This window comes from Flavobacterium ranwuense (assembly GCF_004349315.1).
Taxonomy (GTDB): Bacteria; Bacteroidota; Bacteroidia; order Flavobacteriales; family Flavobacteriaceae; genus Flavobacterium; species Flavobacterium ranwuense.
Genome location: NZ_SMLH01000001.1, coordinates 341,491 through 366,823, shown reverse-complemented (window position 1 = coordinate 366,823; position 25,333 = coordinate 341,491). Strand labels below are relative to the sequence as shown.

Annotated in this window: 25 protein-coding genes; 13 read left to right on the top strand and 12 right to left on the bottom strand. The window is 35.8% G+C overall.

Features of this window, described 5'->3' with window-relative positions:
- Positions 1-95 precede the first annotated feature (95 nt).
- From rsmA to E0I61_RS01520, 7 genes are all read left to right on the top strand, one after another.
- Positions 96-875: a 16S rRNA (adenine(1518)-N(6)/adenine(1519)-N(6))-dimethyltransferase RsmA gene (gene rsmA / locus E0I61_RS01550; RefSeq protein ID WP_131990997.1), complete on the top strand. Its 780-nt coding sequence runs from the start codon at positions 96-98 to the stop codon at positions 873-875.
- Entirely contained in the window at positions 865-2,217 is a 1,353-nt protein-coding gene (gene mgtE, locus E0I61_RS01545; protein ID WP_131990999.1) for a magnesium transporter, read from the top strand. The genes rsmA and mgtE overlap by 11 nt, the downstream gene beginning before the upstream one ends.
- Positions 2,218-2,402: 185 nt before the next feature.
- On the top strand, positions 2,403-3,179 hold the full coding sequence (proC, locus tag E0I61_RS01540; RefSeq protein ID WP_131991001.1) for a pyrroline-5-carboxylate reductase: 777 nt from the start codon (positions 2,403-2,405) through the stop codon (positions 3,177-3,179).
- 397 nt (positions 3,180-3,576) lie between these two features.
- A complete protein-coding gene (locus E0I61_RS01535; protein ID WP_132068937.1) occupies positions 3,577-4,434 on the top strand; it encodes an amidohydrolase family protein in 858 nt (285 codons plus the stop codon).
- A 147-nt stretch (positions 4,435-4,581) separates the two neighbouring features.
- On the top strand, positions 4,582-4,962 hold the full coding sequence (locus E0I61_RS01530) for a Dabb family protein (RefSeq protein WP_131991005.1): 381 nt from the start codon (positions 4,582-4,584) through the stop codon (positions 4,960-4,962).
- 42 nt (positions 4,963-5,004) lie between these two features.
- Complete coding sequence (locus E0I61_RS01525) at positions 5,005-5,601, top strand: hypothetical protein (protein ID WP_131991007.1); 597 nt, start codon at positions 5,005-5,007, stop codon at positions 5,599-5,601.
- 122 nt (positions 5,602-5,723) lie between these two features.
- Positions 5,724-6,119 (top strand): hypothetical protein, encoded by a 396-nt coding sequence (locus E0I61_RS01520; protein WP_132068935.1) that lies wholly within the window; start codon positions 5,724-5,726, stop codon positions 6,117-6,119.
- An 89-nt stretch (positions 6,120-6,208) separates the two neighbouring features.
- Here E0I61_RS01520 and nhaA read toward each other — a convergent pair whose 3' ends face one another.
- A complete protein-coding gene (gene nhaA / locus E0I61_RS01515) occupies positions 6,209-7,363 on the bottom strand; it encodes a Na+/H+ antiporter NhaA (RefSeq protein ID WP_131991011.1) in 1,155 nt (384 codons plus the stop codon).
- Positions 7,364-7,506: 143 nt separating this feature from the next.
- On the opposite strand from nhaA, the gene E0I61_RS01510 reads away from it, so the two are divergent.
- The 3 genes from E0I61_RS01510 to E0I61_RS01500 are packed head-to-tail and all read left to right on the top strand — an operon-like array spanning position 7,507 to position 9,725.
- Positions 7,507-8,856, top strand: coding sequence for an NAD(P)-dependent oxidoreductase (locus tag E0I61_RS01510; RefSeq protein WP_394346054.1), 1,350 nt, complete (start codon positions 7,507-7,509; stop codon positions 8,854-8,856).
- 46 nt (positions 8,857-8,902) lie between these two features.
- On the top strand, positions 8,903-9,286 hold the full coding sequence (locus tag E0I61_RS01505) for a DUF4234 domain-containing protein (protein ID WP_131991013.1): 384 nt from the start codon (positions 8,903-8,905) through the stop codon (positions 9,284-9,286).
- Complete coding sequence (locus E0I61_RS01500; RefSeq protein ID WP_132068933.1) at positions 9,261-9,725, top strand: DUF2752 domain-containing protein; 465 nt, start codon at positions 9,261-9,263, stop codon at positions 9,723-9,725. Before E0I61_RS01505 ends, E0I61_RS01500 begins: the two co-directional genes overlap by 26 nt.
- A gap of 69 nt (positions 9,726-9,794) precedes the next feature.
- On the opposite strand, the gene E0I61_RS01495 is transcribed toward E0I61_RS01500, so the two are convergent.
- The gene (locus E0I61_RS01495) at positions 9,795-11,597 is read right to left on the bottom strand and encodes a GNAT family N-acyltransferase (protein WP_131991017.1); all 1,803 of its coding nucleotides are present in this window, start codon (positions 11,595-11,597) and stop codon (positions 9,795-9,797) included.
- 202 nt (positions 11,598-11,799) lie between these two features.
- Here E0I61_RS01495 and E0I61_RS01490 point away from each other — a divergent pair, with 202 nt between their 5' ends.
- The 3 genes from E0I61_RS01490 to E0I61_RS01480 all read left to right on the top strand — a co-directional run bounded on the left by E0I61_RS01490 (position 11,800) and on the right by E0I61_RS01480 (position 14,780).
- On the top strand, positions 11,800-12,561 hold the full coding sequence (locus tag E0I61_RS01490; RefSeq protein WP_132068931.1) for an exodeoxyribonuclease III: 762 nt from the start codon (positions 11,800-11,802) through the stop codon (positions 12,559-12,561).
- Positions 12,562-12,717: 156 nt separating this feature from the next.
- Positions 12,718-13,659 carry an OmpA/MotB family protein gene (locus E0I61_RS01485; RefSeq protein ID WP_132068929.1) on the top strand — a complete coding sequence of 314 codons (942 nt, stop codon included), beginning with the start codon at positions 12,718-12,720 and terminating at the stop codon, positions 13,657-13,659.
- A gap of 83 nt (positions 13,660-13,742) precedes the next feature.
- The gene (locus E0I61_RS01480) at positions 13,743-14,780 is read left to right on the top strand and encodes an aldo/keto reductase (protein ID WP_132068927.1); all 1,038 of its coding nucleotides are present in this window, start codon (positions 13,743-13,745) and stop codon (positions 14,778-14,780) included.
- Positions 14,781-14,831: 51 nt separating this feature from the next.
- Here the strand turns inward: E0I61_RS01480 and E0I61_RS01475 are convergent, their stop codons facing one another.
- From E0I61_RS01475 to E0I61_RS01430, 10 genes are all read right to left on the bottom strand, one after another.
- Positions 14,832-16,799, bottom strand: a complete 1,968-nt coding sequence (locus tag E0I61_RS01475; protein ID WP_132068925.1) for a transglycosylase domain-containing protein — start codon at positions 16,797-16,799, stop codon at positions 14,832-14,834.
- Positions 16,800-17,023: 224 nt separating this feature from the next.
- Positions 17,024-17,434 carry a hypothetical protein gene (locus tag E0I61_RS01470; RefSeq protein WP_132068923.1) on the bottom strand — a complete coding sequence of 137 codons (411 nt, stop codon included), beginning with the start codon at positions 17,432-17,434 and terminating at the stop codon, positions 17,024-17,026.
- Positions 17,435-17,478: 44 nt separating this feature from the next.
- On the bottom strand, positions 17,479-17,862 hold the full coding sequence (locus E0I61_RS01465; RefSeq protein WP_132069684.1) for a hypothetical protein: 384 nt from the start codon (positions 17,860-17,862) through the stop codon (positions 17,479-17,481).
- Positions 17,863-18,407: 545 nt separating this feature from the next.
- Complete coding sequence (locus E0I61_RS01460) at positions 18,408-18,932, bottom strand: hypothetical protein (protein ID WP_132068921.1); 525 nt, start codon at positions 18,930-18,932, stop codon at positions 18,408-18,410.
- Positions 18,933-19,144: 212 nt separating this feature from the next.
- Complete coding sequence (locus tag E0I61_RS01455; protein WP_132068919.1) at positions 19,145-19,609, bottom strand: cyclophilin-like fold protein; 465 nt, start codon at positions 19,607-19,609, stop codon at positions 19,145-19,147.
- A gap of 10 nt (positions 19,610-19,619) precedes the next feature.
- Entirely contained in the window at positions 19,620-20,708 is a 1,089-nt protein-coding gene (locus E0I61_RS01450; protein ID WP_132068917.1) for an alpha/beta hydrolase, read from the bottom strand.
- Positions 20,709-20,718: 10 nt separating this feature from the next.
- Positions 20,719-21,279, bottom strand: a complete 561-nt coding sequence (locus E0I61_RS01445) for a sugar O-acetyltransferase (protein WP_132068915.1) — start codon at positions 21,277-21,279, stop codon at positions 20,719-20,721.
- A gap of 90 nt (positions 21,280-21,369) precedes the next feature.
- Positions 21,370-22,227 (bottom strand): AraC family transcriptional regulator, encoded by an 858-nt coding sequence (locus tag E0I61_RS01440; RefSeq protein WP_235832045.1) that lies wholly within the window; start codon positions 22,225-22,227, stop codon positions 21,370-21,372.
- A 504-nt stretch (positions 22,228-22,731) separates the two neighbouring features.
- A complete protein-coding gene (radA, locus tag E0I61_RS01435; RefSeq protein WP_131991039.1) occupies positions 22,732-24,093 on the bottom strand; it encodes a DNA repair protein RadA in 1,362 nt (453 codons plus the stop codon).
- Positions 24,093-25,241: an alpha/beta hydrolase gene (locus E0I61_RS01430; RefSeq protein WP_132068913.1), complete on the bottom strand. Its 1,149-nt coding sequence runs from the start codon at positions 25,239-25,241 to the stop codon at positions 24,093-24,095. Before E0I61_RS01430 ends, radA begins: the two co-directional genes overlap by 1 nt.
- Positions 25,242-25,333: the final 92 nt, after the last annotated feature.

The window sequence follows — 25,333 nt, the reverse complement described above, 5'->3', positions numbered from 1 at the left end:
GATTAGAAATCTGAGAATCTTGAAGTCGTAATTTGTGATCTCCAATTTTAAAAAAAATATAAAATACTTTGTGCCTTCGTGGCAAAATAAAAAACATGGAAAAAGTAACAGCCAAAAAACACCTCGGACAGCACTTCTTGAAAGACGAAAGCATTGCAAAAGACATTGCTGACACGTTGAACTTAGAAGGATATGATGATGTATTAGAGATAGGTCCGGGAATGGGAGTTTTGACAAAATATTTGTTGGATAAACCGGTGAACACCTATGTTATTGAAATCGATACGGAATCAGTAACGTATTTGGACCAAAATTATCCAAAATTAAAAGACAGAATCATATCTAAAGATTTCTTGAAATACAATATCAACGAAATTTTCGAAGGGAAGCAATTTGCAATAATTGGGAATTTTCCGTATAATATTTCGACACAAATTGTATTTCGAACCTTGGAATATCGCGATCAGATTCCGGAATTTGCAGGAATGTTCCAGAAAGAAGTAGCGCAACGTATTTGTGAAAAAAAGGGAACAAAAGCCTATGGAATTTTGTCGGTTTTAGTACAGGCCTTTTATGATGCGGAATATTTATTTACGGTAGATGAAAATGTTTTTATTCCACCACCAAAGGTAAAATCGGGTGTTTTACGTTTGCGCAGGAAGAAAGATTACAGTTTACCTTGCGGCGAAAAATTGTTTTTTACCGTAGTGAAAACAGCTTTTCAACAACGACGTAAAACGTTACGAAACAGTTTGAAAACCTTAAATTTGTCGGATAGTTTGAGAGAAGATGAAATTTTCAACCTTCGACCAGAACAATTAAATGTAGAGCAGTTCATAGAACTCACCCAAAAAATAGAAGCCGATGGAGTTTAAAATCAGCAAAGAATTAATTCAGGAATTAGAGCAACTCATTCAAAGTAAAGACGACCAGCAACTGGGAGTGTTATTGAATGATATGCACCATGCTGATATTGCTGAAATTCTGGATGAGCTTGATTTTAATGAAGCGACCTATATTTTTAAAGTATTAGACAGTGAAAAAACTGCCGAAATTCTTCTTGAACTCGAAGATGATTTGCGGGAAAATATATTGAGCAGGCTTTCGCCAAAAGAAATTGCGGAAGAATTAGATGAGCTGGAAACCAATGATGCAGCCGATATTATTGCGGAGCTTTCTAAAGATTTGAAAGCCGAAGTAATATCAGAACTTCAGGATGTTGAGCACGCCAAAGACATTGTTGACTTATTGCGTTATGACGAAGATACCGCAGGTGGGATCATGCATAAGGAATTGGTTAAAGTCAATGAAAATTGGAATGTGCTTACTTGTGTAAAAGAAATGCGCATTCAGGCCGAAAATATCTCCAGAGTCCATTCGATTTACGTGGTGGATGATGAAGACCGATTGAAAGGGCGTTTGTCACTTAAGGATTTATTGACTACTTCTTCCAGAACAGCAGTAAGTGATGTTTACATCCGAAAATTAAACTCGGTAAAAGTAGATACCGAAGATGTTGAGGTGGCCCGAATCATGCAAAAATACGATTTAGAAGCCATTCCTGTAATAGATGAAATGGGACGATTAGTAGGAAGAATTACCATTGATGACATTGTGGATGTAATCAAGGATGAAGCCGATGAGGATTATCAATTGGCAGCAGGTATCTCGCAAGATGTGGAAGCGGATGACAGTATATTTGAGCATACAAAAGCACGGTTGCCTTGGTTAGTTTTGGCACTTTTGGGTGGTTTTATCTCCGTAAAAGTACTGGGCTTGTTTGAAGGAGCGATGTTCGAACATGGGAATTTATTCTTTTTCACCCCACTTATTGCCGCAATGGCAGGAAATGTAGGCGTACAATCCTCGGCAATTATAGTACAGGGTTTGGCTAACAATACGTTGAGCGGATCCTTGTTTAGCAGACTGATAAAAGAAGTGTCACTGAGTTTGTTAAACGGAGTGATTCTGGCCACGATATTATTTTTAGGAAGTCATTTTCTGTTGAATGTCGAAATCATCATTGGAATTATTGTTACCATAGCATTGGTTTCAGTAATTATTATTGCTTCGTTAATAGGGACTTTTATTCCGTTATTACTGGATAAATTTGGGATTGACCCCGCACTGGCAACCGGACCGTTTATCACAACCAGTAATGATATTTGCGGAATTCTGATTTATTTTTCGATAGCAAAAATGATTTTGGGGTTTTGAAAAAGTGAAAAGTGAGGAGTGAAAAGCGAGAAGATAATAACTTTTAAAAATAGACAATCCATCAAATTATATTTTTTAGAAACAAACGTAAAAAACTATAACCATACAACCAACACTTTCCCATATCATCCATTTCTTCGGAGAGTCCCGAAGCTTCGGTAAGGGAGAGGAAAACCACAACCAGCATGAGAGTACACATCATTGGCGGAGGAAACTTAGGCGTTTCTATCGCATTAGGACTATCAAAATTTTCACCAGAAAACCAAGTCACCATAACCCGAAGAAACACATCCAGCATTCTGTATCTTGAAAAATTAGGTGCTACGGTTTCCACCAATAACATCCATCAGATTCAGGAAGCCGATGTCATTATTTTAACCATAAAACCATACCAAGTAGATGTTGTTTTGGATGAAATTCTTCCTGTAATTTCCAATAAAATCATCGCTTCGGCAGTGAGTGGATTGTCCATAGAAAATTTACAAAAGAAGATAGGCGATTTGAATAGCGCTGTCCGAATCATGCCCAATATTGCGGCACAGTTTGGCGCATCAGCAACCTGTATTGCGTTCCATGAAAAAGACAAAGAGAAGGCGCAAGACGTAGTTTCCCTTTTTCAGAGTTTGGGAACCGCTCCTATTATTGACGAAAAATTAATGGATGCAGCAACCGTTCTTGCGGCCAGTGGAACCGCTTTTGCGCTGCGTTACATTCGGGCTTCAATGCAAGCCGGAATCGAAATAGGATTTGACTGGCAAACCGCCTTGGCAATCTCTGCGCAAACCGTAAAAGGCGCTGCCGAAATGCTGCTGGAAGAAAAAGTACATCCGGAACAATTAATTGACCGTGTCACCACACCACAAGGCTGCACCATAGCCGGATTGAACGAAATGGAAATGCACGGATTCAGTTCGTCCTTGATACGAGGAATCAAAACGTCGTTGAAACAAATCAAGGGGTAAACCTCATTTGGGCGTGCCCCCATTAAAAAAAGGGTTTTATCAGCTAACCGTTGATAAGACCTTTTTTTAATGGCGTCGGGCAATCCGCGCTACTTCGGTAGCTTGCTTTTATCCCTCACGCGGAAAGAATTGACTTGTTTACATATTTTCACATCTGAAATCAAAAATCGTTACCCGAGCCTGAAAGAGCGAACAGGCGAAGCAATCAAAAATCTGTAATCATTCGTCATAGCTTTATTTATAAAATCATTTTTAAAAATCGATTTATTTGCAAGTAATTTATAATCAATGCTTTGATATTGTTATTTTTTTAAAACATGCGTATATTTACGGTTGCCTGCAATACACATACGAACCAAAATGCAATATTGTGAAACTGAAAATAAAATGAAATCACATGAAAAAATTAATAATAATTCTCATCATATTTCTTTTTGAATCCTATACTGTTTACTCGCAAAAAGTGTTTGACACACACATCCATGGAGAGACAAATCCTGATATTCAAATGCAACAATTAGAAACTTCGGGTGTTTACAAAGCTGCAATCAGTTCTTCATGGGATTTGCAAAATACGTACCGAAATAAATTCAAAATGGAATTATTACATGGATTAATGTTGCCATGTCCAAAAGGGAAAGTACCATATAGTAATCAGCTTTGCTTTTCAAACGGAAAGGAATTACCCGATATTAAATGGGTAGAACAGCAAATTAATGATGGCAAAATTGATTTTATAGGGGAGATACTAAGCCAGTATTATGGGATTTCACCATCGGATAAATTGTTATATCCTTACTATGCGTTAGCAGAAAAATACAATCTGCCAGTTGGCATTCATACAGGTTTAGCAGGTCCAAATCATGGATGCCCAAATTTTAGAGTGGGTTTAGGCAGTCCAATCTTAATGGAAGATTTAATACTGAAATTTCCAAAATTAAAAATTTGGATAATGCATTCTGGATATCCTTTTATCGAGGAAACGGTTGGTATTATGAGCGTTTATTGGAATGTGTACACAGATATTTCTGTTATTGCAAATCCAGACAATATTCCTTACAAAGATTTTTATGCTACAATGAAAAGATTAATAGATGCTGGTTTGGAGAACAGATTAATGTTTGGATCAGATAATGGAGATATCAAACAAGTGATAGAATCTGTAAATAAACTTGATTTTTTATCATCGGAACAAAAAGAAAAAATATTTTATAAAAATGCAGAACAATTTTTTGGAAAACCTAAAAAAAATTAAAAAACTCAGTTTCGAAAAGTGTTTATTTTATAAGCTGCGCAAATGTCTCTGACTTTGCGCAATTTTTTTAATTAAAGCTCCACAAATATTGATATTTCATATTTGTATAAACACTCAAATAAATACTATATTTGAAAAAAAACTACCATGAAAAAACTACTTCTTTTAACTCTTATTTTAATTTCAAGTTATACTGTAAACGCTCAACAAGGCAAACAAAAACAAGTTCTTAAACATGTTGTTATGTTTGGTTGGAAACCCGGTACAGATGCAGTAGCAATTGATAAAGTGGTAACTGCTTTTGGGAACTTGGAGCATAAAATCAAATTGATCAAAGCGTATGAATGGGGAATTAATAACAGTCCTGAAAACTTGAATAATGGTTTGACACATTGTTTTGTGTTGACTTTTAGCAGTGAAGCTGATAGAGATGCGTATTTGATTCATCCGGATCATAAAGCTTTTGTAGCTGTTTTAAATCCAGCGCCAGAGAAAGTTACTGTAGTTGATTATTGGACTAATAAGTAAACAGAAATCGAGTTAAAAGATTAAAAAACGAGTACAGACTAAATGAAAAAAGTAATAATAGTCCTGATTTTAGCATTCAATCTAAATGCAAACGCTCAAGAAGTACCAGTTGAAAAATCAATTTTTGGAATACAAACCGGATTTGGAGTACACACCGGAATTTGGTTTAACAATGAAAGCAAATTGTCAAGTAGCATCGCATTACGAAGTGAAATTGGTCTTGAAAAGGATTTTACGGTTGGAGATCATTACGATGGCGCCGGTTTTATTTTGCAACCGGTACTAACTGTAGAACCAAGATATTATTACAATCTGGAAAAAAGGAATGTAAAAGGTAAAAAAACAGCCAATAATAGCGGCAATTATGTTTCAATCAAGACAAGTTATCACCCGGACTGGTTTGTGATTAATTTAGCGGATAACGTAACCAAAACGGCTGATTTAGCTATTGTTCCCACTTGGGGTTTAAAACGCCAAATAGGAAATCATTTCACTTATGAGACTGCTTTAGGGTTTGGGTATCGTGTGGTGTATTTGAAAGAGAATTCAGTTAATGGTAATGTGCAGAATGTAGATGGAGCGTATAATAGAAATCAATACATTCCTTATTTGCATATAGGAATAGGATATGCCTTTTAGGAAAAAATAGTTTAGATTTCTGCCAGAACCATATAACGGCACTTTAACCGTTTGGCAACCAATAAATAATCTCAAGATGAATCAGAGCACAATTGTAGTCAGAATGTCTAAAAGTAGTCAGAATGTCTAAAAGTAGTGGAGTTTATAATAAATCTAATCGTTATATGTTGCGCATAGCCAATGAAATGGATTGTGAGATGAACAACAACAACAACAACAACCGGAAAGAATATATTGTTTTACCCGGAAAACATAATATTGAAATTGGTGATGGAATTTCTTTTCAAACAGAAGAAATACTACTTAAGGAGGGAGAAACGAAAGTACTGACCATAAATCCAAGTCTTACGTACAATCTTGGATTTGGGATGCTAACAGGAATGGTAGTAACAGGTTTGATTATTCAATTTGCAATACTTCAAAAATTTTCTTCTGTGATGATTATTTCATTTATGCCATATTTATTCATTAAGAAAAGAAATTTCAAAAATAGTTTTGCGATAAGTTATTCAAAGTAAAAGCTGTTACTACGCATCAAAAAAAGCCTGTTTAATATTACTTAAACGAGGCTTTTTTGATTAAATTAATTGTAATTAATATTATTGTGTTATTTTTTTGCTCTTGCAGGTTTCAAATTAAATTTTAACCATAAGAAACCAATGGTTCCGGCAATGAATGAAGCAATTAGAATCGCAATTTTGGAATACGTGATTACTTCTTCTCCGTCGTTTTTAAAAGCAAGAAGCGTAATAAAAATAGACATTGTAAAACCTATTCCGCCCAGCATTCCTGCGCCTAGAATACTGCTCCATTTTAGATCTCTTGGCAGCGTACAAATTCCTAAACTAACCGCCAGTAGTGAAAACAACCAGATTCCCAATGGTTTTCCCACAACAAGCCCTAGCATAATTCCAATTGTGTTGGGATGATTCAATCCCTCATGCCAATCTGAATTTATAGCAATGCACGTATTTGCTATGGCAAACAAAGGAAGAATAAAAAACGCCACTGGTTTGTGTAAAAAATGCTGTAATCGGTACGAAGATGTTTTTTTGCCTCCATTTCCAAAAGGAATTACAAAGGCTAATAATACTCCGGTTATTGTCGCATGCACTCCTGAATTTAGCATGAAATACCACATCGCTGCTCCACCAATCAAATAAGGAATAAGACTGTGTACTTTTCTTCGGTTCAGGATAAACAAACCACCCATAATAGCAAAAGCGATAAATAAATTTAGATAAGCAATAGTGTCCGTGTAAAATATGGCAATTACCATAATAGCGCCTAAATCATCGATTACGGCAAGCGCAGTCAGGAATACTTTCAAAGATGTAGGAACACGATTTCCTAAAAGTGACAGGATTCCAATAGCAAAAGCAATATCTGTCGCCATAGGGATTCCGGCTCCATTTTGTGTGATAGTTCCAAAATTAAACAGTAAAAAGATTCCGGCAGGAACAACCATTCCGCCCAAGGCTCCAAAAATAGGTAAAGCCGCATTTTTTATACTGGATAGTTCTCCTTGGTATATTTCACGTTCTAATTCTAAACCAATGAGTAGAAAAAAGATAGCCATTAAACCGTCATTGATCCAATGTGTTATGGAATGGCTGCCAATATTGGTTTCCCAAAATGCAATATATTCGGTTTGAACGGGAGAATTGGCTAATAAAAGAGAGAGTATTGTTACAAAAAGTAATAAGAGTCCACCGGCTTTTTCGCTTTCGAAAAAAGCGTTGAATGTTTTCGTTAATTTCATTTTTCGGTTTTCATTTATTATAAGCATACGATTTATAATAAAAATTGAGAAGGCTAATTTACGATTTTATGAGCTAATTTTCTTTGATAAAACAATAAACCGTAATTTTTTTGTTAATTTGAAGTATTAAAAAAGTACATTTTATGGACATCAAAATCCTTCATATCGATAGTAATAATCCCTTGCTTTGGGATCAATTGCAACAGTCCGGATTTATAAATCATAGTGATTTCACATCTTCAAAAGAGGAAATTGAAGCTAAAATTCATGAGTATCAGGGAATTGTTATCCGAAGCCGTTTCAAAATTGACAAAACATTTTTGGACAAAGCTACTAATTTGCAATTCATTGCACGGGTTGGGGCAGGATTAGAAAGCATTGATTGCGATTATGCAGAGTCCAAAAACATTACGCTTATCGCTGCTCCTGAAGGAAATAAAAACGCGGTGGCCGAACATGCATTGGGAATGATTTTGTCCCTTTTTAATAAATTGAACCAAGCGGATAATGAGATACGATCAGGGCATTGGAACCGTGAAAGCAACCGTGGTCATGAACTCGACGGAAAAACAGTAGGAATTATCGGTTACGGAAACATGGGAAAATCATTTGCCAAAAAACTACGTGGTTTTGACGTGGAAGTGTTGTGTTATGATATTCAGGAAAATGTTGGTGACGCCAATGCGAAGCAGGTTTCATTAGCAGAATTCAAACAAAAAGTGGATGTAGTAAGCCTTCATATTCCTTGGACTCCCGAAACAGATAAAATGGTCGACAGTAATTTTATCAGTGGATTTGTAAAACCTTTTTGGATAATAAATACCTCTCGGGGTAATAATATTGTCACTGCCGATTTGGTTGCTGCCATGCAATCCGGTAAAATTCTCGGTGCTGGTTTAGATGTTTTGGAATATGAAAAATTGTCTTTTGAAACCCTTTTTAACGATAAAAATACACCGGAGGCTTTTCAATATTTATTACAAGCTAAGAGTGTGATTTTGAGCCCGCATATTGCAGGTTGGACATTCGAAAGCCATGAACGGTTGGCGCAAGTTATAGTTGATAAAATAAAAACAAAGTATTTTGGTCAAGCCAAAGATACCGAGCCGGAGAAACGGGTTACGGGAATTGGCGGTTTCTTTTTTAAATCAAAAAATCCTAAAGAACTGGTAGCTTGGTACGGAAAACATTTGGGTTTAAAAACGGATCAATATGGTTCCACTTTTTGGTGGAAAGACAAAGAAGGAAACGATTGTTCTACCCAATGGTCACCATTTGCTGATGACACCAATTATTTTGCGCCAAGCGAGAAAGAGTTCATGCAAAACTTCAGAGTGGATGATTTAGAAAAATTATTAGAAAAATTATCGGATGAAGGTGTAACAATTGTGGGTGATATGGAGTCTTATGAGTATGGAAAATTTGGTTGGGTTCTGGATAGCGAAGGAAATAAGATAGAACTTTGGGAACCAATCGATACAGCATTTCAATAAATTTTTATATTTCAATATTTACTAACTTAAATTTAACTAAACCAAAATGGAAGAAATCGTACAAGAAACTTGGAACACTCCAAGGAAACCTATTCCCGTATTTAAAGTAGATCCAGTATTAGTATTAATTTTTGGGTTTTTAACCTGTGGATTGTATTTAATCTATTGGAATATTAAAGTTGCAGAGGTTTTTAATGCAGTTTCTGAGCGAGAAGTTATCTCACAACCAATCGCCATATTTGCCGGTTGTTGCTATCCTGTAAATATTTATTTCTTTTATTTAGCGGGTAGAGACGGACTTCCGGATGTATATCATAGGTCTGGTTCAGCTCAAAAAGATGATACGGTTTTGTTACTTATTTTAGGGCTTTTCTTTCCAATGATTGCTGCAATGATAGTTCAAAATGACATCAATAAATTATACAATTAATACTAAAGAGAAACGTAAAATTTACGGGATTATAGGCGCTATTCTAACGCTGATGATTCCGTTTTTTTTAATGTTTTTCAATGGGGATAATCATCTTGAGACCGATCAGTCTTTGTGTCCTTTCAAAATGATTACAGGTTTTCCATGTCCAGGTTGTGGGATTACGAAATCATTGGTTTATTTTTATCAAGGAGATTGCTACAAGAGCATAAGCTATCACATATTGGGCCCTTTTGTAATTGTATTTAGTGTTGTCAGTATTGTTATATTGACCCTGGAATTAATCACTAAAAAGGAGTATTTTAATACGGTTATGTACAATAAAAGATTGGCATATGGTTTAGGTGTTTTCCTTGTCGGGTATCACATCATAAGATTGATTTTCTTTATAAAAAACAATTCTTTAGATTCCATTTTGAAAGAGTCTATCTGGAGATAGACTAGAAATAAAAAAAGAAATCCCGTTCTAAGTAAAGAACGGGATTTCTTTTTTTATTTCAATTTGGTATTAATCTTCTTTGTCATTTAATTTTCGTTCCAGTTCTTTCTGGAACTCTTCCATTACGGGCTTCATGGTGCTTTCCGGAATGTCTGCAATCCGGATGTACATTAATCCATCAACAGCATTGTTAAACAACGGATCGACATTAAAAGCGACTACTCTTGCGTTTTGTTTGATGTATTTTTTAATCAAGACTGGTAAACGCAAACTTCCTGGTTCCAACTCGTCAATAATTTTATCAAACTTATTCAAATCCGATTCGGTTTCATTGAAAATGAAATCTTTGTCGGCATCTTTCAGTTTTACTTTATACGCTTTTTTGGGATGAACGTATTGTGCAATGTAAGGATCATAGTAATTCGACTTCATGAATTCAATCATCAGTGATTTTGAAAAATCAGAAAATTGATTGCTGATACTCACGCCACCCAATAAAAATTTATGCTCCGGGTAACGTAACGTCGTGTGAATAATTCCTTTCCAAAGTAAGAAAAGCGGCATTGGTTTTTGTTGGTATTCTTTGATGATAAAAGCGCGACCCATTTCTATGGATTTGTGCATCATATCATGCAATTCTGGTTCAAATCGGAACAACTCATTGAGGTAAAAACCGTCCATTCCGTATTTTGGATAAATTTGTGAGCCTAATCCCATTCGGTATGCGCCTGCAATTTTCTTTGCTTCGTCATCCCATAAAAACATGTGATTGTAATACTGGTCAAATTTATCTAAATCAATAGACTCATTGGTTCCTTCTCCAACTTCGCGGAAAGTAATTTCTCGAAGTCTGCCTATTTCGTGTAGAATATTTGGAATTTTAGCAGCTTCAGTAAAAAAAACTTCGTAGTTTTTGCTTTGCAAAAGACGACAATCCGTACTTCTTAAAGCATCTACTTCAGCTATCATTTTCTCACTATTGGCTGGAGTAACGATTTTTTTCGGGCTTTTAGGAAGTTTTAAATTTGGAGTCGTCAGTAATTTGCTTTCTTTTTCGAAAGGATTGGCGAGCATGTATGTTTTCTTTCTCAAAAACTCCGAATATTCCTCTATCGTTGCGTGTTCATTTTGTTCGTTTACGGAAATAGATTTTCCAATACGAACTTTTATCACACGATGCTTTTGGCTGAACACTTCCGAAGGTAGTTTTGCTGTTCTAAAAGTACCGCTTATCTTAGAAAGTAAATAAAATAATCGACTGTTTTTAGCATGAAAATAAATAGGAACAACAGGAACTTGGGCTTTTCTAATTACTTTAATAGCGCCTTCTTCCCAAGGTTTATCCACCATTAATTTCCCGTCTTTATAAGTAGAAACTTCTCCCGCAGGAAACATTCCTAAGGGTTTTCCGTCGCTTAAATGACGCAGAGTTTCTTTAATTCCTACCACACTTGACTTAGCATCCCTGTGATTTTCAAAAGGATTCACGGGCATGATGTATTTCTTGAGAGGGGCAATTCGATGCAAAAGAAAATTAGCGATAATTTTGAAATTAGGTTCTCTTTCGAGCATTAATTTCAATAATAAAACACCGTCAATTCCTCCCAACGGATGATTTGAAATGGTGATATAAGCACCTTCTTTTGGTAAACGTTTTAAATCCTCTTCAGGGATTTCGAATTTTATTTGTAAATCATCTAATACTCCATTTAAAAACGCAACGTCTTTTAAATGTTTATTTCTGTCGTATACTTTGTTTAAGGTAGAGATTTTTAGCACCTTCATCAGCATCCAGCCAGAAAAAGTCCCCAGAACTCCGTACTTATCTGCATTTATTGCTTTTGCAACTTCTTTTGCGGTTACTAAACCCATGTGTTTTTTTGTTTTTTTTGAGCAAGAAACAAAGATAGCAAAAAACTCCATTTTCTCTCTTTTTCTGAATCAAACTTCTACTTTTTTGTTACATTTGAAACCCACATACAAACAATATAATTTTCCGATAAAATAAAAAAGTGGGTTCCTGACAACCGCAGGAAAAAAATAATTTTTCGGAAGAAATTCAAAAAAAAATTTAATGAGAATTATTTCATACAACGTCAACGGAATCAGAGCCGCCATTTCAAAAGGATTTATTGACTGGTTACAACAAGCAAATCCTGATATTATTTGTCTTCAAGAAATTAAGGCAACCGAAGACCAAATCCCGGTAGAAGATATCGCAAAAGCGGGTTATCCATACCAGTATTATTATTCGGCAACAAAAAAAGGCTATAGCGGCGTGGCTATACTTTCTAAAATTAAACCCAATAATGTCGTTCATGGAACCGGAATTCACCACATGGATTTTGAAGGAAGAAACCTTCGAGCTGATTTTGACGGTTTTTCAGTGATGAGTTTGTACTTGCCATCGGGTACAAATATTGATCGATTGGGCCATAAATTCACGTTCATGGATGATTTTCAGAGCTATATCAACGAACTTAAAAAAGAAACGCCAAACCTAATTATTTGTGGTGATTACAACATTTGCCACGAGGCAATCGACATCCATGATCCTATCAGAAACAAAAATGTATCCGGGTTTTTGCCGCAAGAAAGAACTTGGCTCGATGGATTCATGAAGTCCGGATTTGTGGATAGTTTTCGCCATTTCAACAGTGAGCCGCATCAATATTCGTGGTGGAGTTACCGCGCCGGAGCCAGAGGAAACAACAAGGGTTGGCGTATCGATTACAATTTAGTCAGCGATTCTTTAAAACATAAATTAAAAAGAGCCGTTATTTTATCAGATGCTGTGCATTCGGATCATTGCCCAATTTTGGTAGAAATCGATTAACGTTTTCAGAGCTATTTCCCGCTATCCGTTGCAATCTTGTTGTTTTTAAAGAAAAAACAACAAGGATTTTCGCTTTTATCGGGGCTAGGGCATTCGAATACAATTTGAATTTTTGCTTTCAAAACAACATTAGAAACAACATAAATACAAACAAAAATGATTAAAAGAGTTTCCATCGGATTAGTAGTATTGGCGCTTTCAACCTCCTGTGTATCCAAGAAAATATACAACGACTTAGAAAGTAAGTTCACCGATTTAAAAAAAGAAAACAGAAGTTTAGCAGATGAAAATGCCGATTTTCTAAAATCTAAAAATCAATTAGAATTAGACCGCGACGGTTTAACATCAGATTTGAGTAAATCCAAAGCGGAGCTGGATAAATTGAAAGCAGATTACGCAGCGGCTCAAAATAAATTCAAAGTCTTGCAGGATTCCTACGCAGCTTTAGAAAAAAATAGCAGCGACGCTTTGCAAAGCAACATGAAGAAAAATCGTGATTTGCTGGATCAATTAGACGAAAAAGGAAAAGCATTGGCATTAGAACAAGAGCGTTTGAACAAAAGCGGACAGCGTTTACAAGAATTAGAAGATTTGATTGCTGCCAAAGAAGCCAGCATGAAAAAACTAAAAGAAACCTTGTCTAAAGCCTTGAACAGTTTCGAAGGAAAAGGCTTGACAGTCGAACAAAAAAACGGAAAAGTATATGTTTCTATGGAGAACAAATTGCTTTTCAATTCGGGAAGTTGGGCTGTAGGTTCTGAAGGGAAAAAAGCAGTAATCGAAGTTGGTAAAGTTTTGGGTGACAACCCGGATATATCAGTTCTTATTGAAGGTCATACGGATGATGATGCTTTCACAGCTTCAGGTCCAATTGCGGATAACTGGGATTTATCGACCAAAAGAGCCACAGCAATAGTTGCTATTTTGAGCGAGAACAAAAAAATCAACAAACAAAATCTAACGGCAGCCGGAAGAGGAGAATTTTCACCATTAGCCAGCAATTCAACCGCTGACGGGAAAGCGAAAAACCGTAGAATCGAAATAATTCTTACGCCTAGATTAGATGAAATTGCTGAAATGCTGAATGAGATAAATTAAACTTTGTCCAAAGTCGAAAGTCATAAAGTCATAATTAATCACCTATGACTTTATGACTTTTGACTTTATAACTTTATGACTTTATGAAATATACTACTTTGCCAAATACTGATGTGAAAGTCAGCAAAATCTGCCTTGGAACGATGACTTTTGGACAACAAAATACAGAAGCTGATGGTCACGCCCAAATGGATTATGCTTTAGAAAACGGAATCAATTTCTTTGATACAGCCGAGATGTATTCGATTCCATCGCGTCAGGAAACCTATGGTAGCACAGAGAAAATCCTTGGAACCTGGTTCAAAAAAACAGGCAAAAGAGAAGAGATAGTTTTGGCATCCAAAATTGCAGGACCCAATCCAAATTTTGGTTACATGAGAGAGAAATTAGATTTCTCACCAGCTAGTATCAAGTTTGCATTGGATCAAAGTTTACAACGCTTACAAACGGATTATATTGATGTGTACCAATTGCATTGGCCGGAACGTAAAACCAATTATTTTGGGCAACGCGGTTTCAAAGTCCAGGATGATGCTTGGGAAGATAACATTCACAATGTTCTCGAAACATTAGACGGTTTTGTCAAAGAAGGAAAAATAAACCACATCGGACTTTCCAATGAAAATCCTTGGGGAATTATGCGTTTTTTAGAGGAAAGTAAATACAACAATCTGCCAAGAGTAAAAACAATTCAAAATCCATATTCGTTATTGAATAGACTTTTTGAAAATGGTTCTGCTGAAATTTGCCTGAGAGAAAATGTGGGTTTATTGGCGTATTCGCCGATGGCTTTTGGGGTTTTGTCCGGTAAATTCCTTACTGGCGAAAATCATCTAAATGCCAGAATCAAGTTGTTTCCGCAGTATTCCAGATACAACAGCGCACAATGTACCGAAGCTACTCAATTGTATCAGGAAATCGCCAAGAAAAACGGACTGACTTTAACAGAATTGTCTTTGGCATTTATAGCCCAACAGCCGTTTATAACCAGCACAATTATTGGCGCGACAACATTGGAACAATTAAAAGAAAATATTGATACGATTCAAGTGTCACTTTCGGATGAAATTCTAAAAGCTATTGATGAAGTGCAAGCTGTGATTCCTGATCCGGCACCATAAATTAAGAAACCCTGTCAGAGTTTAGAAGTCTTGCAGGGTTATTTTTAAGAATTAAAGATCAAATTCATCATCAACGGATAAAGAATCCACTTTTATTTGCGTTGAATCTTGTACTTTGAATTTGATAAAAGATTTTGCAGGTCCTGAAATCAGTATTGGTAAGGACTTGTAAATAGTGTCTTCAGGAGTCAAAAGCCCTCTTCGAAACATGATATTCGTTAAGAATGATTCTTGTTTTACAGCAAAATCTTTCAACATCCCTTGATCGTTGAACTGATACATAAATTTTTTAGGACTTGGGATAATTCGGGCGAGATACAAGCATTCATTCAGCGATAATTCTGAAGGTGTTTTTTGGAAGTAAAACTGACTTGCTTCGCCAATTCCATATACATTTGGCCCCCATTCGATAATATTAAAATACACTTCAAGCATACGCTCTTTACTCACAATTCGGTTGTTTTCCAGAATATAGACCAGTAGGATTTCTTCCAGTTTACGGGATACTGTTTTCTCCCGACTCAGAAAAGCATTTTTTACTAATTGCATGCTGATGGTGCTGGCGCCGCGTGAAAACTTTTTGGTTCTTATGTTTTTGACTATGGATTGTTTGAATGCTTCGCTGATGAAACCACGATGCGAAAAGAAAGAAGGATCTTCAGTTGTCAAAACCGACTTTCTTAAATACGGTGAAATTTGGTCTAAGGGCGTATAATTTGGATTGGCTGCGCCAATTAAAACCGGGCGTTGCAACACATTTTTTATAAGTGCCCGATACACAAATTCTCCATTGAGTTTGTTGAGATTGGCTTCGCCGTATTTTGTTATTTTTAGATTTTCTTTCTTCAATTTACTGTCAAAAACAAGCTGATTGGGTTTGTTTTGGTTGAAGGCAAAATCCAATTTGTAATCAAAATTACCTGTAGCTTCCATTCCCTGAAAGTGGGTAAATAAACCGTCAGGAAGCGAAGTAATAAAGTCCTGCGCTTTCATTTTTGGGAGGATTACTTTGAGTTTGTAAATCGTGTCTTTTTCAGTTTCGTAAGCCACGTAGGGATGAAATTTTATTTTATTCAACTGAACCGTTGAGCTGCTGTCAATAGAAATAAAATCAGAACCCAATAAGAATCGGTAATCAAATTTGGCATTTTTTAGCAGTACATCTTTGCTGGCAATTTTCGGATGGTTGATTTTTAAATTGGCAATAGCCATAAACCCATCAATATGCAATTCATCGCCATCTCTATCGATATTTTGAATATTCAATCGGATAGAGTCAAAACTCGATTTCAGGTTGAAACGCTCGTCTAAATAGGGCATTTTGATTGCGCCTGTATCCATATTTACAAATCGGAGATCCGCTTTTTTATTTCTTGGATCGGCAAATCCTTTGATTTTCCATCGTTGTGAAATGGTATTGGTTTGAACTTTAATGGAAGTTTCGAGTTGTTTGTTGACCAATCGCAGTTTTTGGAAATTGATGGTTGCTTTTTTTCCGTTATCATTGAGTCGAAAAGACAGATTATCCAGGATCATATCTGTTGGAACTAAATTCAGTGCTTTTGAGATTATTCTATAGGCAAACTGGGCGTAATCTCTTTTCTCGTCGCGAATTTCTGTTTGATTGTCTTTTTTTAGAAAAGCATCAAAATTCCTTATTTTCCCTTTTTTTACTAACTGGACAAAACCGTTCTGAACTTCTAAAGTTCCAAGCTGAACATCGCCCGTTATGAGATGCCATAAATTAACGCTGGTTTTTAATTTTTGTATTTTAAAAAGAGTGTCTGCATTTTTTGGCACCAGTATTATTTCGGTAAGATTCAGTCCGGACAAGCCATCAAAAGAGGCTTTTTTTATCGTGAAAGAACTGTTGTAATCCACTTCCATTTCATGGGAAACTTTCGCTATTGTTTGTTGTAAAACGGCATCTCGAAATATATAAAAAGCAATAATTAAAGTGACAAACAATACAAAAAGTATTTTTGTGGCGAGCATTATTTTTTGTTTTCCGGTTTTCATAAACAGTCTGTCATCAGATAGAAATCAATGATTATTATCCGTAAAGAAAAGGAAAAACTAGTATAGATATAATTTTCTGGTACTATTTAGGACTTTTTTGTGTCTTTTCATTTTTAAAAGCATAAAAAAACTACAACAGTTTTGAAGTTGTAGTTTTTTAAATTTGCTTTTAGTTAAATTATCGCAATATGGAGCTAATTCAACGATGTAATTGAGACATTCAACTATGAAATATAAAATTTCTTGACCTTAGCCACAATCTCATTTAAGGTCATTTTGTCTGCTGTTTCAACTGCTTTTAGTTTATTGGCAAATAATTTTTCGTCCTGAATTTTTTGCTCCAGTCTTATCTTTGCTTCAGCCGGACCAAAGACAAAGAGTTCATCTGCTCCTTTGACGTAGGCTAATACTTCTTTTATAAAGAAATCCATTTGTTCTTTTTTTCGGTTTTCAAATTTTGTCTCATTGTTACCATGATGAACTCCGGAAAAGGTTCCTTTGTCGCCTTCCTTATCGTGGTAAACTCTGTTTTCAACATCAGAGTCTATTTCAGAAATTTTTTCGTCTTTATTCCCTTCAAGAGTGACAATAATTGCCTTTGAGGTGTCTATCCAGATGCCGGTTTGTCTTTTCATGTCTTTGCTATTTTAAATTAAAGTAGATTGGTTTTATGCTATTTTTATTGCAACAGAATCGCGTTCAGTTGACTAATTAGAACGTGTTCGGATTTATTTTTTCTTGAAAATGAAGAAGCTATAGCGTTGGCAGTTTTTAGAATTAAGGTATTAATTTCTGGAGTAAACAAGTGTTGATGCTCTTCTCTGAAAATTTTAAAGTCTGGCATCACTTGTTCAAATTCCCATTCATTGGTGACAAGCCAGTCAAAAACAATTTCGATTTCATAAGCGGTGTCATCGCCAAATTCATTAAAACTGTTTTCAAGCGGAAGCCATTCAGTTTGTATAATTTGTTTCAGTTTCTCGATTTCTTCTTCATGAATGGTTTTGTCTATGGCTGCAATAAAATAGAACACTTTGCCTAAGTGTTCGTATAAATGAGTCATAGTTTGGTGTGATGGTTTCATTATGTTTTTCGTAAAACATTCTTAAACATAAAGTTACGAAAAATAATGAGTCTCATTCCTGATTTCTGATTTATTATTTAAAATAAGAAATAAATAAGGTGAATCACGGAAACAGAAAAGTATTATAGGATGGTCCGTTACTAATACCAATATTTAATTTTGTCATTTCGTCGAAGGAGAAATCACATAACGAAAGCAACTAATGAGATTTCTCCTTCGACGAAATGACAAAATAGCTAAATTTTATTCATAAGATGTAGCTTGGCACAAGTAACCAGGTCAAACGCATTAAAAAATGAACCACATAGAAACATAGAAATTAATTTAATTTTTGATTTAAATCTGTTCCGAACAGTCGAAATTTAGGTGACATAGAAAAAAATCCAATGCTTTTTTTCTATTGTGAACTCTTATCATCGTCAAAATTTATTTTTGCAGGAATAAACACTATGTTTCTATGTGGTTTAAACTTCAACTTATTTTAATGCGTTTGACCTGTACAAGTAGCGGATTGTCAAAAAGTATTATTTCGTTTTTGCATCTAGAAAAGACAACAGATTGTCTGTTTCCTGTTTTTGATTTGCATATTTTAATTGAAGTTCAGAACCTTCGCCCATCCGATTATAGTATTCCAACGCTTTCTTTGCAAAGAAGCGTTTGTGAAAATCAGAAAGTTCAGGGATCTGAGGAAATTTTATATGAAAAAGCATTTCGTAATACGCTTGCCATTCCCTTTCGTTTTTGTCTTCAATTAAGTTTTCTTTCGTTTTTTGGCTTACGTGAATCATTTCATGCGCCAGAAGATTGAGCATTAATTCCAGCGGATATTCGAATGTGTTTTCAGGAATTCGGATGATTTGAGGTTCGCCTAAAACGCCTTCGGTGGTCATCAGTATAAATTCTGGTTTGGCTTTTTCCCTTAATTCAAAGCCTTTAAAATTGGGGTTTTCTAAACCATATTCTTGTATTAAAAATTGGGCTGCCTCGATAGTTTCTCCAAGTTCATGAAAAGTGTTGACGATTTGTAAGTGTTCTCGAAACGATTTCATTTTTTATTGTGTTTTTAAAATCATCCAAACAATTCACTCGCCACATCTTCAATTTTGGTTGCAAGTCGGACTTTGAACTTTACTTTGTAACTATTTATATTTTCTGCAACCGTGAACAAAGTTATGAAAATAAAACATTCACCTTACCGTAAACCAGCAATTGCGTGTAACCGCTGTTATAGGCTGTGGTTCTTGTGGATTTAGTTTTTTTTTTATTCCAATTCAAAACTAACGATTACATTTCCTGAACCTAATGCAGTTGCCAAACCTGTTACATCATCTACCATTCCTAATTTTGTGTAGCTGTAAGATGTTGAATGAGTTTTGTAAAATAACACGAAGGTTTTTGAGCCAAACAACATCAAGTCTCCATTCTTTATTGTTCCCGAATTTGGTAAGTTTGTGGGAAAATTATTTGGTAAATCGTAATATTTTTCGTTTCCGTTCAACTCGGTCATATTGATGGTCAAAGGCAACATTTCCTTGAATGCTTTTGCCGAATTATTATCCAAAAGGGTAGCTGTAAAGGTTTGTGAATTGACCGTTATTTTCATTTTTCCATTTGACATAGTGTTGTTGTTTTCCGTGTTGATGTTGTCGTTTTCCTTATTACAAGACGATGCACTGCTGATGAAAACTGACATAAAAGTCAATAGAATTAAAAAAGAATGTTTCATAATCCTGTTATTATTTCAAATGTTCTTTAAAAAAAGTTTCCAGTTTATCGAAAGGAATTTTATCTTTTTTATCGTATAAATCCACGTGGTCAGCATTGGGAACAATTACTAATTCTTTTGGCTGGGAAGCCAGTTTGTAAACATCTTCGGAATAATAACGTGAATGTGCATTTTCTCCCGCAATCAACATAATCGGACGAGGGGAAATCATATCAACATTTGTCATCATCGGAAAACTGAAAAACGACATTGGTGTTGTAGCAGTCCACGCTGTTGTAGAATTGATAGATCTCGGATGGAAGCCACGAGGTGTTCTGTAATAATCGAAGAATGCAGCTAAAACAGGGTCGGGATTTTCAGGCAAAGTTTCAGGAAGTATACGCTCTCCTTTCAAGAGATTGCCATTTTCATCAAACGGTACTTCGTGATAACCTATCGCATAACTACCATTTCTTGCATCTGTCCAACGTTGCTGGCTTGTGTAATCAATAACTTTTTGACGTTGCTCCCTCGTATAGCTGTCTTTGTAGCTACGGCTTATGCTGCGGGACATATCGTACATTGAAGCCGTGGCAACTGCTTTAATCCTGCTGTCGTTGGAAGCGGCAGTAAGTGCCATACCACCCAAACCGCAAACTCCCACTACGCCAATGCGATTACGGTCAACTGTCGGCAATAGACCGATATAGTCCACCGCCGCACTAAAGTCTTCTGTAAAAATATCGGGGGAAGCTACATTACGGACTTCCCCGCCACTTTCTCCTGTAAATGATGGGTCAAAAGCTAATGTAACAAAACCACGTGAAGCCAACTCGTTTGCATAAAACCCAGATGATTGCTCTTTGACTGCACCAAACGGACCACTTACTACTAACGCAGAAAGTTTTTGATTTTCAATATTCTTTGGGGTATATAAATCCGCGGCTACGGTAATTCCGTATCGATTTTTGAAGGTTACTTTTTGACGTGTTACTTTCTCGCTTAATTGAAAAGTATACTGTTCTGTTGTATTCATTTTTTTAGATTTTGATTTTCCGTTTTGTGCAAATGCTTGTCCTATTACGACGAGCAACAATGCTAATACCAAGGCTTTTTTCATCTTTATAAAATTAAATTGTTTTTAAAATTTTTGCAGGAATTCCACCTACGATGGTATTGTCAGGAACATCGTTTGAAACGACAGTACCTGCAGCTACGACAGCATTTTCGCCAATCGTTACACCTTGCAAAATGGTAGCATTTGCACCAATCCACGCATTTTTTTTGATGTGAATGGGTTTAGGAATTAAAGAATGTCGGTTTTCGATTGAAGTTGGATGTCCTTCCGACAACAGACTTACTTTCGGTGCTATCATTACGTTATCTTCTATGGTAATTCCTCCCAAATCTAGAAAAACACAATCGAAGTTGATAAATACATTTTTACCAATTTTGGTATGTTTTCCGTAGTTGATGTGCAACGGTGTAAATACAGTTACGCTTTCGTCAATTTCATTGTTTGTAATTTGGCTTAGAAAATTTCTAATTTCATCGGGGTTTGACGAATTATTCATCTGAACCAATAATTTTTTAGTTGCAAACGAAGCCTCCCGCATTTTATGCGCTTCCTTGTCGTTCGCAGAAATGGTTTCTCCATTTTTTAGTCGCTCGAATATATTTGTTGTTTGCATAGTCTTATTAATTTACAATGCAAAGTTAAAAATAAAGCCTCGCAATTATTTTGTTGTGAGGCTCAAATTACTTTTCTCTAAAGCTCAATTTTAGATTTCAGTTGGTGAAATTCCGTATTGCTTTTTAAATGCTGTTGAGAAATGAGAAGGGTTTTTAAATCCAACTTCCATATATACACCTTGTACTTTTCTGCCTTCTTCTTTCAGTTTGATGTAAGCCATTTCCAGGCGTTTTTTTATCAGCCATTTTTGCGGTGTGAGGTTGCTTATTTTCTTAAAATCTCTTTTGAATGTCGCCAAACTTCTTCCTGTAAACGAAGCGATTTGCTCCATTGACAATTCTTCCATATAGTTACTGTTGAGGAATTCTAAAAGGTCAATTTTCCAAGGTTCGGCAAAGTCAAAAAGTATTGGGTAGAATAGTTCGTTACTGTTCAGTAAAGCGTAAATTCCTTCCAATAATTTCAAGTGCGTAACGCCTTCCGTTGGTTTTATGTTGCTGTCAAAATACGGTGTGAGTGATTGAAAAAGGCTTTCTATCGCAGGACTTGGCTCTAATTTGAAGACAGTTTTATCAGAAATTTTCACACCTTTCGGAATTTCAGATTTGTTCATTTTGCTGTAAAAATCCCGAAGCACATTACGATTGAATGTCAATGAAATACCTTTGTACAAATCTTCGCCTTTGCTGTTTTTGTACATTTTCAAGCGGTGGTCTCTTCGGATAAAAGCACAATCACCAGCCTGCAACTTTATCTTTTTATTTCGGTCTTCAATAATTTGTTCGCCCGAATACAAGTACACCAAAACGTGTTCAGGCGTTGCATGAATACACTTTTCGCTGTAATCAGCAAAGCACGAAAGAAAGATTCCGGAATAGCTTATCGTCTTTAATTTATCCTCTTGTTGCACGTCCATGATTTCTATTGTTGCGTTAGTAACGTACAAAAGTAAAATTTATATTCCAGTATTACTTTGTTGTAAGGTTCATTTCACCTTTCCGTGAGGCTCAATTTAAATTGCCGGACCGTTGGTTTGCAGTGTCGTTTTATCATAGCCTATAACTTGCATATTATAGCTACAAAGTAGTAACTAGAAACCCTTTATTGGTTAGATTCCCGCTATTCAGTAGCGCATACTAAACGAATATATAAATGATATTTATCAAAAGTATTGTTTGTTTTATAGATTATTTGTGCGGTTTAGTATTTAGACTTAACTATGCTGATATAATGAATAGAACTCTAAAAGAATTTAACCGCTATAAAGCTTATGATAATTCCTATTACAATTAAGAAAAAAATATTTCTACTCCATTTTTCTTTTGATTGCTCTTCCTTTAAATTTGTTGTGCAAAATTTAACTAGTAGACACCAAAGTAGACCTCCTAAATCTGTAAGCAACTCATACCTCATGGATAAATTTTTAAATTAATATTTTTGCATTTATTTTCTACCCAAACAATTCACTCGCTACATCTTCAATTTTGGCCACCAATCTAATTTTGATTCCTGTGTTTTTCAACGCAATTTTATTGTATTTGGATACAAAAATGGTCGAAAAACCTAACTTTTCCGCTTCCTGAATGCGTTGGTCCACGCGGTTTACCGGACGTATTTCGCCCGAAAGTCCCACTTCACCAGCAAAGCAAAAATCTTTATTGACCGCAATATCTTCATTCGAGGATAAAATGGCGGCAACAACAGCCAAATCTATCGCCGGATCATCTACGGAAATTCCTCCGGTTATGTTTAAGAAAACGTCTTTGGCGCCAAGCCTAAAACCGGCTCTTTTCTCTAAAACGGCCAGAATCATATTGAGTCTTTTGGCATTATAACCCGTGGTGCTGCGTTGCGGTGTTCCGTAAACGGCGGTACTCACTAAGGCTTGGATTTCAATCATCAACGGTCGCATGCCTTCTAATGTGGAGGCAATCGCGGTTCCGGATAATTCCTCGTCTTTGTGTGAAATCAATATCTCCGACGGATTCGAAACTTCGCGCAAACCGTTGCCAAGCATTTCATAAATACCAATTTCAGCTGTGGATCCGAAACGGTTTTTTAACGAACGCAAAATGCGGTATACGTGATTCCGGTCGCCTTCAAACTGTAAAACGGTATCGACCATGTGTTCCAGGATTTTTGGACCTGCAATGTTTCCGTCTTTGGTGATGTGACCAATCAGGATCACGGGAATATTGGTTTCTTTGGCAAACTTGATTAGTTCGGCTGTGGTTTCCCGTATTTGAGAAATACTGCCGGGAGTGGATTCAATATAATCTGTATGAAGCGTTTGAATGGAATCGATAATCACGATTTCCGGTTCGATAGCTTCAATTTGCTTGAAGATATTTTGGGTTTTGGTTTCGGTAAGAATATAACAATTGTCTCCACTGGGCGTGATTCTCTCCGCACGCATTTTTATTTGTTTCTGGCTTTCTTCGCCCGAAACATATAAAGTTTTATAAGGTAACTTTAAGGATATCTGAAGCAAAAGGGTACTTTTTCCGATGCCGGGTTCACCGCCTAAAAGAATCAGGGAACCGGGAACTATTCCACCACCCAACACGCGATTGAGTTCGGCGTCAGTGGTGTCCATTCGGATTTCCTGAGCAGAATCAATTTCGTTTATTCGTAACGGTTTTGGTGCTTTACTGCTGGAAGTAGTTTCGCTTTTCCAAGCTGTTTTTTCTTGTTTTTGGATAATTTCCTCCGCAATGGTATTCCATTCTTTACAAGAATTGCATTGTCCTTGCCATTTTGCATACTGTGCGCCACAGTTCTGGCAAAAAAAAGTTGTTTTTACTTTTGACATTATTTTTTTGGTGTTTGGCTTATCATGTCATCGTATTTTTCCATCATCATGTTTTTTGTAAGGTCGCCAATTTCCTCTAATTGGGACCCACTTTGATAGCGTTTTGCGGCTTTTTTCGGGTCTCCCATTTTTTCATACATTAGACCCAATTCATAATCGGCCAACATTGATTTTGGATAATTTTTATTAGCGATTTCTGCTAATTTATCCAATTCTGGATAGGCTTTATTTTTTAGAATTGCCGCTTCAATGGCTTTGAAATCATTTACGCGAATAGGTATTTTTAAACCTAAACTTTTAGACAAAACAGCATATTTATTGGTCAAATAATCTACATAACCGGATTGAAGCACGGCAATTTTTTCACTGTATTCAGTAGATGAAATAGGTTTGTAGGCATCAAAAAATTGGTATAAGGCATTTGGAATTGAATAAAGCACTAGCGAATAATGTGATGCGCCCTTAAAATTATCGAACTTGTAATTTAATGCAGGATTAATAACCAGTTTTATATTTTCGTCTAGTTTTTTTATAGACTCTTGAATTTTTTTTATATCTCCATCACCATTGGATTGATAATAAAAAATAGGTTGTTTTAAATTTGAAAGTTTTTCTGGAATGCGGTTTTCCATTTCAGGAGCCAGTTCTGGACTTAATGAAATATATCCATTGAATATAGGATTGTCTTTATACAGGAAAAAGTTTAGAAATCCCGCTGTAGTATCGTGTCCTGCAATAATTCGGAATGGTGCAACCGGGTATTTTTTTTCGATGTATGGAATTAATTCGGCACCAATAAACTCAAAGAATTTCGCCCCTTTTCCGGAAGGAACCCCGTTTGCTTCGTCATAAGTACTGTCGTCAATGCGTTCGTTATTTTTGTTTTGGCTTATGCCAACGACAATCATTTCCGGCAAATCATCCCAGTAGGCACCGTAGTTCAAGGCGCCGTAAAATGGGTCAAATAAGTAATCGCCATCGAGTAAAATAAGTATTGGATACTTTTTATTTGGATTTTTTTCGAAAGAAGGAGGTAAGCCAATTGTAATTTCCCGGGTTTCGCCCAGTGCATTTGAATCGAATGGTATTGTGGTTTTTTGTGAAAATGCTGTAATAGTGAAGAATAAGAATAATAGTAGTTGTTTCATAATTTGAAGCGTTTAGAAATTAAAATACATCTAAATAAGACAGCAATATAATACTTTATTTACTGTTATTTAAAAAACAAAAAAAGTTAAAG

Excerpts from the sequence above, each read along its gene's own strand:
- E0I61_RS01450 (WP_132068917.1), bottom strand. The coding sequence starts at position 20,708 with ATGAAAAAAGCCTTGGTATTAGCATTGTTGCTCGTCGTAATAGGACAA.
- proC (WP_131991001.1), top strand. The coding sequence starts at position 2,403 with ATGAGAGTACACATCATTGGCGGAGGAAACTTAGGCGTTTCTATCGCA.
- E0I61_RS01510 (WP_394346054.1), top strand. The coding sequence starts at position 7,507 with ATGGACATCAAAATCCTTCATATCGATAGTAATAATCCCTTGCTTTGG.
- mgtE (WP_131990999.1), top strand. The coding sequence starts at position 865 with ATGGAGTTTAAAATCAGCAAAGAATTAATTCAGGAATTAGAGCAACTC.
- E0I61_RS01535 (WP_132068937.1), top strand. The coding sequence starts at position 3,577 with ATGAAAAAATTAATAATAATTCTCATCATATTTCTTTTTGAATCCTAT.
- E0I61_RS01430 (WP_132068913.1), bottom strand. The coding sequence starts at position 25,241 with ATGAAACAACTACTATTATTCTTATTCTTCACTATTACAGCATTTTCA.
- E0I61_RS01490 (WP_132068931.1), top strand. The coding sequence starts at position 11,800 with ATGAGAATTATTTCATACAACGTCAACGGAATCAGAGCCGCCATTTCA.
- E0I61_RS01520 (WP_132068935.1), top strand. The coding sequence starts at position 5,724 with ATGTCTAAAAGTAGTGGAGTTTATAATAAATCTAATCGTTATATGTTG.
- E0I61_RS01475 (WP_132068925.1), bottom strand. The coding sequence starts at position 16,799 with ATGAAAACCGGAAAACAAAAAATAATGCTCGCCACAAAAATACTTTTT.
- E0I61_RS01470 (WP_132068923.1), bottom strand. The coding sequence starts at position 17,434 with ATGAAAAGACAAACCGGCATCTGGATAGACACCTCAAAGGCAATTATT.
- E0I61_RS01480 (WP_132068927.1), top strand. The coding sequence starts at position 13,743 with ATGAAATATACTACTTTGCCAAATACTGATGTGAAAGTCAGCAAAATC.
- E0I61_RS01525 (WP_131991007.1), top strand. The coding sequence starts at position 5,005 with ATGAAAAAAGTAATAATAGTCCTGATTTTAGCATTCAATCTAAATGCA.
- E0I61_RS01500 (WP_132068933.1), top strand. The coding sequence starts at position 9,261 with ATGACATCAATAAATTATACAATTAATACTAAAGAGAAACGTAAAATT.
- nhaA (WP_131991011.1), bottom strand. The coding sequence starts at position 7,363 with ATGAAATTAACGAAAACATTCAACGCTTTTTTCGAAAGCGAAAAAGCC.
- rsmA (WP_131990997.1), top strand. The coding sequence starts at position 96 with ATGGAAAAAGTAACAGCCAAAAAACACCTCGGACAGCACTTCTTGAAA.
- E0I61_RS01530 (WP_131991005.1), top strand. The coding sequence starts at position 4,582 with ATGAAAAAACTACTTCTTTTAACTCTTATTTTAATTTCAAGTTATACT.
- E0I61_RS01505 (WP_131991013.1), top strand. The coding sequence starts at position 8,903 with ATGGAAGAAATCGTACAAGAAACTTGGAACACTCCAAGGAAACCTATT.
- E0I61_RS01455 (WP_132068919.1), bottom strand. The coding sequence starts at position 19,609 with ATGAAACATTCTTTTTTAATTCTATTGACTTTTATGTCAGTTTTCATC.
- E0I61_RS01485 (WP_132068929.1), top strand. The coding sequence starts at position 12,718 with ATGATTAAAAGAGTTTCCATCGGATTAGTAGTATTGGCGCTTTCAACC.
- E0I61_RS01445 (WP_132068915.1), bottom strand. The coding sequence starts at position 21,279 with ATGCAAACAACAAATATATTCGAGCGACTAAAAAATGGAGAAACCATT.
- E0I61_RS01460 (WP_132068921.1), bottom strand. The coding sequence starts at position 18,932 with ATGAAATCGTTTCGAGAACACTTACAAATCGTCAACACTTTTCATGAA.
- E0I61_RS01495 (WP_131991017.1), bottom strand. The coding sequence starts at position 11,597 with ATGGGTTTAGTAACCGCAAAAGAAGTTGCAAAAGCAATAAATGCAGAT.
- radA (WP_131991039.1), bottom strand. The coding sequence starts at position 24,093 with ATGTCAAAAGTAAAAACAACTTTTTTTTGCCAGAACTGTGGCGCACAG.
- E0I61_RS01465 (WP_132069684.1), bottom strand. The coding sequence starts at position 17,862 with ATGACTCATTTATACGAACACTTAGGCAAAGTGTTCTATTTTATTGCA.